At 69.4% G+C, this 8,719-nt stretch carries 8 protein-coding genes; 4 read left to right on the top strand and 4 right to left on the bottom strand.

Features of this window, described 5'->3' with window-relative positions; genetic code table 11:
• A partial coding sequence (locus tag ACYVK3_RS01255; protein WP_460495414.1) for an HNH endonuclease signature motif containing protein occupies nucleotides 1-1,298 on the top strand: 1,298 nt, incomplete at its 5' end.
• A 71-nt stretch (nucleotides 1,299-1,369) separates the two neighbouring features.
• Here ACYVK3_RS01255 and ACYVK3_RS01250 read toward each other — a convergent pair.
• The 4 genes from ACYVK3_RS01250 to ACYVK3_RS01235 all read right to left on the bottom strand — a co-directional run bounded on the left by ACYVK3_RS01250 (nucleotide 1,370) and on the right by ACYVK3_RS01235 (nucleotide 4,211).
• A complete protein-coding gene (locus tag ACYVK3_RS01250) occupies nucleotides 1,370-1,876 on the bottom strand; it encodes a hypothetical protein (protein WP_460495412.1) in 507 nt (168 codons plus the stop codon).
• 8 nt (nucleotides 1,877-1,884) lie between these two features.
• Complete coding sequence (locus ACYVK3_RS01245) at nucleotides 1,885-2,505, bottom strand: DUF305 domain-containing protein (RefSeq protein ID WP_460495411.1); 621 nt, start codon at nucleotides 2,503-2,505, stop codon at nucleotides 1,885-1,887.
• A 6-nt stretch (nucleotides 2,506-2,511) separates the two neighbouring features.
• Nucleotides 2,512-3,357, bottom strand: a complete 846-nt coding sequence (locus ACYVK3_RS01240; protein ID WP_460495410.1) for a DUF3105 domain-containing protein — start codon at nucleotides 3,355-3,357, stop codon at nucleotides 2,512-2,514.
• A 167-nt stretch (nucleotides 3,358-3,524) separates the two neighbouring features.
• Nucleotides 3,525-4,211, bottom strand: a complete 687-nt coding sequence (locus ACYVK3_RS01235) for a DUF3105 domain-containing protein (protein WP_460495409.1) — start codon at nucleotides 4,209-4,211, stop codon at nucleotides 3,525-3,527.
• Nucleotides 4,212-4,319: 108 nt separating this feature from the next.
• Between ACYVK3_RS01235 and argS the strand changes: the two genes are divergently transcribed.
• The 3 genes from argS (at nucleotide 4,320) to ACYVK3_RS01220 (ending at nucleotide 8,716) form a co-directional block, all read left to right on the top strand.
• Nucleotides 4,320-5,969, top strand: a complete 1,650-nt coding sequence (argS, locus tag ACYVK3_RS01230; protein WP_460495408.1) for an arginine--tRNA ligase — start codon at nucleotides 4,320-4,322, stop codon at nucleotides 5,967-5,969.
• A complete protein-coding gene (gene lysA, locus ACYVK3_RS01225; protein WP_460495407.1) occupies nucleotides 5,969-7,369 on the top strand; it encodes a diaminopimelate decarboxylase family protein in 1,401 nt (466 codons plus the stop codon). The genes argS and lysA overlap by 1 nt, the downstream gene beginning before the upstream one ends.
• Before the next feature lie 69 nt (nucleotides 7,370-7,438).
• Nucleotides 7,439-8,716, top strand: coding sequence for a homoserine dehydrogenase (locus ACYVK3_RS01220; protein WP_460495406.1), 1,278 nt, complete (start codon nucleotides 7,439-7,441; stop codon nucleotides 8,714-8,716).
• The last annotated feature ends 3 nt before the right edge of the window (nucleotides 8,717-8,719 follow it).

The following is an 8,719-nucleotide window of genomic DNA, read 5'->3' as shown; positions in this document are numbered from 1 at the left end:
ACCCGAACGCGGCGAAGCGGCACGGCCACACCGCCATCCTGCACCTGTCGGTCGACATCGAGACCCTCGCCGGGGAAGACACCGGACGCGTGGCCACCTTGGAAGGCGACCCCATCTCTCTGGGCAAGGCCCGCCTGCTCGCCTGCGAGGGCCTGGTCATCCCCAACGTGTTCAACTACCGCACCGGCGAAGCGATCGAACTCGGCCGGGCCCTGCGGCTCCCGAACTCGGCGCTGCGCAGGAAGCTGGAACTCGAGCAGCCCGGCGGGTGCGCGTGGAGCGGCTGTCTCGCACCGGTGCAGTGGACCGAGGCCCACCACATCCGCCACTGGGCGAATGGTGGGCCGACAGTGGCGGCGAACCTGATCCTGTTGTGCCGGTTCCACCACGGCCGCATCCACACCCCCGGCTGGACGATCACCAAGACCGGACCGGGCAAGGCGTTGATCGTCCACCATGAGGGGCACGAGGACACCGACCCCGACCTCAAGTGCGGGTGCTCGGACTGGCGCACCGACGCGGACTTGGATGCCGACTTCGCCGAGGACATCGCGAACGCCTTCCCGACCGGCCTGTATCCCGAGGAATGGTCGGAGACCCTGAAACCCGACCTCGAAGCGGTTGCCGAGCAGGCCGAGACCGAGCAGGTCATGGCCGCCGCGAAAGCCGCCCGCGCCAAAGTGCGAGCCCGCTTCATCACACCCGCACCCCAACCCGAGGCTGAATCTGAATCCCGACCCGCATCAGCACCGGCACGCGAACCGGAGCCGGGACAGGGATGCGAGACTTCCACACCACTGACTGAACCGAGGCGGACTCGCGACCTCGTCAGCGCCGCACCGGCACCGGACTACAGGCCGCCGCCGGTCTTAATCCGCCCGCTGCGGAATGCCGTGGCGGGGAATGCACCTCATACACGGCCAGCTCGAAACCGGACACCCGGTTCGAGCCCTTCTCCATGCCCCGGCCCCGAACCGGACCACCAGCCACCCCGTACCCGCCTCACGGCAGAACTCAATCCGACCCGGCACGAGCCCACCGACCACCTCCGCGACGGCAGACCGCCTCCACCATCCACCTGCCACAGCTTTTGTCGCCGCCATAGCGCAGCCGGGCCAGCCACAACACTGATCCCGCCAGCGCACCGGCGGCCATTGCAGGCCTCCCTACGCCAGTCCCGGAGCCACGCCAGACACGATCTCAGCTTCCGACCCCGAACACCGCAGGCTCCACCACGAACACCGCAGATTTCACCCCGAACACCGCAGCTTCAACCCGGAAGACCTCGATTTCCTTAACCCGGAAGACCTCGGCTTCCTTCCAGCCCTGAACGCTTGCCAGCTCCCACCTCACGCGGGCGGAGCCATGCTCAGGGGTTGATCCACTCCGCGATGGAGAGCAGGCTCGCCGCCGAAGCCCCCAGGACCGCGAGGGTCACCACGGCCGCGGCGAGCAGCCGCAGCGGCATCTGGGTCCAGTCGGGGCCGAGCTGGCGGCGCTGCACGGGCATGTTGCGCGCGGTCGACGGGGCGGGCTGCCTCGCGGCTGTCGGCACCTGCTGTTCGGGGACGGGCCGCGGCTTGATGCGGGGGAGCAGCTGCGTGTCGCCCTTCGGGCGCCGCGCCTCGGGGTCTTGGACGTAGTCGATCTGGACCGTCAGGCCGCCGACCGATCCGCGCTGACCGTCACCGACGCGGACGAAGTCGGCGGAGTCTGCGGAGTCGGAGTTGACGTGTCGCGGGCTCGGATCGGTGGCGGTGTCGATCTGCACGGTATGGACCTCGCCGGTGCCGTGGACGCCGTTGCCGACCTTCGGCAGCTCTCCCGTCGTCGGATGCGACGGGTCTCCGTAGCTCGGGCCCCAGCCGTCGCTCATGCGGGCCCCTACTCCTCGCCGCTGCCGTTGCGGACGCGGTCGAGATGCCCCTCCATGTTGCTGATCTCGCCCTGCTGAACGCTGACCATGCGCCGGGCGGCGTCGACGACGTCTTCGTTGTCGGACAGGTCGATCACGGTCTCGGCCATGTCGATCCCGCCGATGTGGTGGTTGATCATCAGCTCGGCGAACATGATGTCGGCCTCGCGGCCCTCGAGCTGCTTGAACGCGTCCATCTCTTCGGCGGTGGCCATGCCGGCCATCCGCCCGCTCTGCTCCATGTCGTGCACGTGCTCGTCGCCCGCCCACGCCATCGGCTCGCCGCTGCTGAGCTGGACGCCCCACTCGCGCAGCCATGAGCGCATCATCCCGATCTCAGCGCTCTGCGCGGTGGCGATGTCATAGGCGATCGCGCGCATCGCCTCGTCCTCGCCGACCTGCCATTCGTACATGGCCATGTCGACGGCCTGCTGGTGGTGCGTCTGCATGTCGCGGGCGAAGCCGGCCTCGACCGAGTCGTTGCCCGGCGCCGATGTGGCGGCCGCCCATCCGACGGCGAAACCGGCGGCGAGCATCAGGACCGCCGTGATCGCGACCAGAACAGCGGGTTTCTGCCACAAACGACTCATGAGTGCCTAGCCCTCGCCTCCGGCGCTCGCGCTCTCCATCTCCTCGATGAGCGCGTCCATTTCCTCTTGACTCATCTCAGTCTCGCCCCCAGCGGTGTCGGCGGTCGTGGTCGACACGCCGCCCGCGCAGGTCGCGTTCATCTCGGCGAGGTTCTCGCTGTTCTGGATGTAGTAGTTGAGGAACTCGTCGATCTTGGAGTCGGTGACGTCGTCGGTCTGGTACTGCACACCCCACGACTGGAGCGAGACCGCGACGCCCTGGCCCGGGTAGGGGCTCATGAGAGTGTAGTTGCGGCCCGAGATCTTGCCCGACAGCTCGGTGATCCCGGCGTCGTCGACGAGTTCGGGGTCGTAGGTCAGCCAGACCGCGCCGTGTTCGAGGGAGTGGACGGCGTTGCCGTCGACGATCGGGGCGTTGTAGACCGTGCCCTCGCAGTTCTGCCACTGGCTGAGGTGGTTGCCGCCTGCGGGCGGGTTGATGTCGTAGGTCGGGTTGGTGCCGTCCCAGCCTTCGGCCGCGTCGACGTGGTTCTGCTGCACGACCCAAGGGTGCTCGAGGTCGTCCTCGGTGATGTCACCGTCGGACAGGGCCTCGGACACGGCCTGGTAGTTGTCGTACTCGCCGTAGTAGTCGGTGATGCCTTCAGGCGGCTGGCTGCGGTCCCAGACGACGAACGCCGCGGCGCCGATCAGTCCGAGGGCGACCACGCCGACGCCGACGAAGGTGAGGATGAGACCCCACGGCTTCGGCTGCTTCACCTGGACAGCACGGCCCTTGCGGCCCGCGTTCTTCGCGGATTTCGAGCCAGCGGTCTTCGCGGACTTCGAGGAGTTCTGCTTCTTAGATGCCATTTCGCGCGGAGAGCCTTATTCGTCGACTTCGGGATGGTCGCGGCGGCAACGCCGGGAACAGACCCAGTGATGCTTGCTCGCGTACGCCACCTTACCCGGTCCTCCTCAAGCGCAGTCGGCGAGAGAGGCTCGGAACACTCCAGCCGGTGGCCGGAGCGGGAGCGGGCTCACTCCGCGAGTGTCGTCACCCCTCCCGCGCAGGTGGCGTTGGCCTCGGGATTGAACGCCGCATTGAGGATGTAGGCGTCCAGGTAACGGTCGATCTTCGGGTCGGCGACGTCCTCGGTCTGGTACTGGTTCCCCCACGACTGGAGCGAGACCGCGACGCCCTGGCCCGGGTAGGCGCTCATGAGGCTGTAGTCGCGGCCCTGGATCTTCTCGGCCAGCGACGCGATCTGGGCCTCGTCGACGAGCTCGGGGTCGTAGGTCAGCCACACCGCGCCGTGCTCCATGGAGTGGACGGCGTTGCCGTCGGCGATCGGCCCGTCGTAGACCGCGCCGGTACACGTCTGCCACACGCTCAGGTGGTCCCCGCCGGCCGGAGGGCTCAGCTCGTAGCTCGGCGGCTCGCCGTCCCAGTCGCCCGAGGCGTCGACGTGGTCCTGCCGCACCACCCACGGGTGCTCCAGTTCCTCCTCGGCGACCGTGCCGTCCTGGATCGCCGCGATCACGGTCGCGTAGTCGCCGTGTTCGCCGTAGAAGTTGCGCGCGCCTTCGACCTCGGGCGCCGCCGCCTCGGCGGCCCGCTCGGTCGCGGCGTCGTCGGCGTCCGCTCCGTCGGAGGACTCGCCGCAGGAGGCGGCGAGCGCTGCGACGCAGGCGACGGCGGCGAGGCGGATGAGAACAGTGTTCATTGCCGGTGGCCTTCCAGTGGGTGCCGGGACAGAAAGGAGCATACCCACGCAGTTCACAACGGCGTTCATCACTCGCACGCGTCGAAGACCGGCGTCTACGATTACGGGGTGACTCCTGAGACGCTCGCAGAGAAAGTGCTGTCCGCCACGCGTTCGGCGTTCGACGCCCTCGGCCTCGACGCCACCGCTCTGCCCCCCGCGACGGCCGTGGAGCGACCCCGCAACCCCGATCACGGCGACTACGCCTCCACGATCGCGCTCCAGATGGCCAAGAAGGTCGGCACGAACCCGCGAGCGCTGGCCCAGGAGATCGCCGCCGAGCTCGGCGGCGTCGACGGCGTCGCGGGAGTCGACATCGCCGGCCCCGGCTTCTTGAACATCACGCTCGACGCGGCCTCGGCCGGCGAGATCGCCCGGCAGATCGTGGCCGCCGGGACCGCCTACGGCTACAACGACTCCATGAAGGGCGCGCACGTCAACCTCGAGTTCGTCTCGGCGAACCCGACCGGCCCGATCCACGCGGGCGGCACCCGCTGGGCCGCCATCGGCGACGTCCTCGCCCGCGTCATGCGCGCCTCGGGGGCCAAGGTCGTCTCCGAGTACTACATCAACGACGCCGGGGCGCAGATCGACAACTTCGCCGCGTCGCTGATGGCCCGCGCCACAGGCGAGCCGGCCCCCGAGAACGGCTACGCCGGCGCCTACGTCGACGAGATCGCCGCCGAAGTGCTCGCGAAGCACCCCGGCGTGCTCGAGGGCGGCGACCCGCTCAAGGTCTTCCGGGACGCGGGCGTCGAGCTCATGCTCGCGGAGATCAGGAGCACCCTCGCCGACTTCGGCACCCACTTCGACGTCTTCTTCAGCGAGCAGGAGCTCCATGACGCGGGCGAGCTCGAAGCCGCCGTCGAGCGACTCGCGAAGCTCGGCCACGTCTTCGAGGCCGACGACGCCACCTGGCTGCGGACCACCGAGTTCGGCGACGACCGCGACCGGGTGCTCAAACGCAGGGACGGCATGTGGACCTACTTCGCGGCCGACTGCGCCTACTACCTGAACAAGCGCGAGCGCGGCTTCGACAAGCTCGTGCTCATGCTCGGTGCCGACCACCACGGCTACGTGGGTCGAATGCAGGCGATCAGCCGCGCTTTCGGGGACGACCCGGGCACCCTGGAGATCCTCATCGGGCAGTTCGTGAACCTGCTGCGCGACGGCGAGCCGATCCGGATGTCCAAGCGCGCCGGCAACGTCGTGACGCTCAACGACATCGTCGAGGCCATCGGCGTCGACGCGACCCGCTACGCGCTCACCCGCTACTCGGCCGACTCGCCGATCGACCTCGACATCGAGCTGTGGACCAAGCACGGCAACGACAACCCGGTCTACTACGTGCAGTACGCGCACGCCCGCATCTCCGGGGTGCTGCGCAACGCCGCCGAGCTCGGCATCGACAAGGGCGACACCTACGACGCCGCGCTGCTGTCGCACCAGCGGGAAGGCGATCTGCTCAAAGCCCTCGCCGAGTTCCCGTCCGTCGTCGCCTCGGCCGCCGAGCTGCGCGAGCCGCACCGGATCGCCCGCTACGCCGAGGACCTCGCCGGGTCCTACCACCGGTTCTACAATGACTGCCGGGTGCTGCCGTACGCCGGCGAATCGATCTCCGAGACCGGCCGGGCCCGCCTGTGGCTGGTCGACGCGACCCGCGTCGTCCTCGCCAACGCCCTCGGCCTGCTCGGTGTCACGGCCCCGGAGCGGATGTAATGCGGATCCACGAAGCCGGCGCGATGCACGGCGACTTCACCACCTTGAGCCCCGCCTGGCTCGGCGTGCCCGACGACGTCAACGCGCTGCTCCCGCCGCTGTGGGCGTCGGGCGTCGAACGCTCCGACGAAGGCGTCCTGCACGTCGGCGGCATCAGCGTCGACAAGCTCGCCGAGGAGTTCGGCACCCCGGCCTACATCTTCGACGAGGACGACTTCCGCTCCCGCTGCCGCGCCTGGGCCGAGGCATTCCGGGACGCCGACGTGTTCTACGCGTCCAAGGCGTTCTGCTCCAAGGCCGTCCTGCGGGCCGTCGCCGAAGAAGGCCTGATGATCGACGTGTGCACCGCCGGCGAACTGGCCGTGGCCCTCGCCGCCGGCGTCGAGCCGTGGCGCATCGGCTACCACGGCAACAACAAGTCCCCGGCCGAGCTGCGCCGGGCCGTCGAGCTGCGCGTCGGCCGCATCGTCGCCGACTCCTACCACGAGATCGAGCGCATCGCCGCGATCGCCGCCGAGCTGCGCGTCCGGCCGCACGTGATGATCCGCGTGAACGTCGGCGTCGAGGCCCACACCCACGAGTACATCGCCACGGCCCACGAGGACCAGAAGTTCGGGTTCTCCCTGGCCGGCGGCGACGCCTACGAGGCCGCGCGCCGCGTCGCCGCCTCCCCGAACATGTACCTGGCCGGCCTGCACTCCCACATCGGCTCCCAGATCTTCGACACCTCCGCGTTCGAGGTCTCGGCCGCGCGGCTGGTGCGCCTGTTCGCCCGGCTCCAAGGCGAGATCGACGAGCCCATGGGCGACCTCGACCTCGGCGGCGGCTTCGGCATGGCCTACACCAGCCAGGACGACCCGCAGTCGCCCTCGGACATCGCCGACGCGCTCGGCAAGATCGTCCAGGCCGAATGCGCCGCCGCCGGCATCGGCGTCCCGCGCCTGTCGATCGAGCCCGGCCGCACCCTCATCGGCCCGGCCGTGTTCACCCTCTACGAGGTCGGCACCGTCAAGCCCGTCACGCTCTCGCAGCAGGGCGCCTCACGGCTGTACGTGTCGGTCGACGGCGGCATGAGCGACAACATCCGCACAGCGCTGTACGACGCCTCCTACTCGGCCACGCTCGCCTCACGGTCCTCTTCGGCCAAACCGGCGCTCGCCCGAGTAGTGGGAAAACATTGCGAAGCCGGCGACATTGTTGTTAAAGATGAGTTCCTACCCGCCGACGTCGCCCCGGGCGACCTGCTCGCAGTGCCGGGCACCGGCGCCTACTGCCGGTCCATGGGCTCGAACTACAACCACGTTCCGCGCCCGCCCGTCATCGCGGTCACCGGCGGCCAGGCCCGAGTGATCCTCGCCCGTGAAACGGTCGACGACCTCTTGCGCCTCGACGTCGGCTGAACGCACCGTTTGCTGCTCTTCTCGCGTCTCGGCGTCGGACGGCACATCAGAAGGAAAGGTAACCAGCGAATGAAACTCGCGCTACTCGGATGCGGCACCGTCGGCAGTGAAGTCGTGCGCCTCATGCGAACGCGCGGGAACGAGCTGGCGGCCAGGGTGGGCGAGAAGGTCGAGATCGCCGGCATCGCCGTCCGGCGGGTCGACCGCGACCGCTCGCACCTGCCGGTCGACCAGTCGCTGTTCACCACCGACGCGCTCGGCCTCATCAAACGCGAGGACGTCGACATCGTCGTCGAGGTCGCCGGCGGCATCGAGCCGGCCCGCAGTTGGATCACCGCCGCCCTCGGCGAAGGCAAGTCCGTGGTCACCGCCAACAAGTCGCTCCTGGCCGAGGACATGCCCGCGCTGGCCGCCGCCGCGAAGGCGGGCGGCGCGGACCTGTACTACGAGGCCGCCGCCGCCGCCGCGATCCCGCTCATGCGCCCGCTGCGCGAGTCGCTCCACGGCGACCGCATCAACCAGGTCCTCGGCATCGTCAACGGCACCACGAACTACATCTGCACCCAGATGTCGCACACCGGCGCCAGCTTCACCGAGGCGCTCGCCGAGGCCACCGAGCTCGGCTACGCCGAGGCCGACCCGACCGCCGACGTCGACGGCTACGACGCCGCCGCCAAGGCCGCGCTCATCGCCTCGCTGGCGTTCCACACCCACGTCGACCTCTCCGAGGTCCACCGCGAGGGCATCACCGGCGTCACCCCCGCCGACATCGCCTCGGCCGCCGCCGAGAACCGCGTCGTCAAGCCGCTGTGCATCGCCACCCGCGAGGACGACGGCGTCTCCGTGCGCGTCCATCCGGCGATGATCCCCGCGACACACCCGCTCGCGAACGTCAACGGCGCCTACAACGCCGTCTTCGTCGATGCCGAGTCGGCCGGTCGGCTCATGTTCTACGGAGCGGGAGCGGGGGGGACCGAGACGGCCTCCGCCGTGCTCGGCGATATCGTGGCCGTAGCGCGCAACAAGCGCGGCGGGATCACGGCGTTCCCTCCCGAGGCCGCCTATTCGGACGTGCCGGTGAAACCCATCGGCGAGGCCCGCACCCGCTACCACGTCAGTCTCGACGTCGTCGACGAGCCCGGCGTGCTCGCCCGCGTGGCGGCCACCTTCGCCCACCACGGGGTCAGCCTCGCGACCGTCCACCAGTCGGGCAGGGGCGACGAGGCCCAGCTCGTGGTCGTCACCCACATCGCCGCCGACAGGCAATTGTCGGACACCGTCGAGGAACTGTCGCAGCTGACGTCGGTCCGCCAGGTCACCAGCGTCATGCGCGTCGAAGGAGAATAGGAC

It is taken from the genome of Glycomyces tarimensis (assembly GCF_054776215.1).
This window is presented reverse-complemented; position numbering and strand designations above follow the sequence as displayed.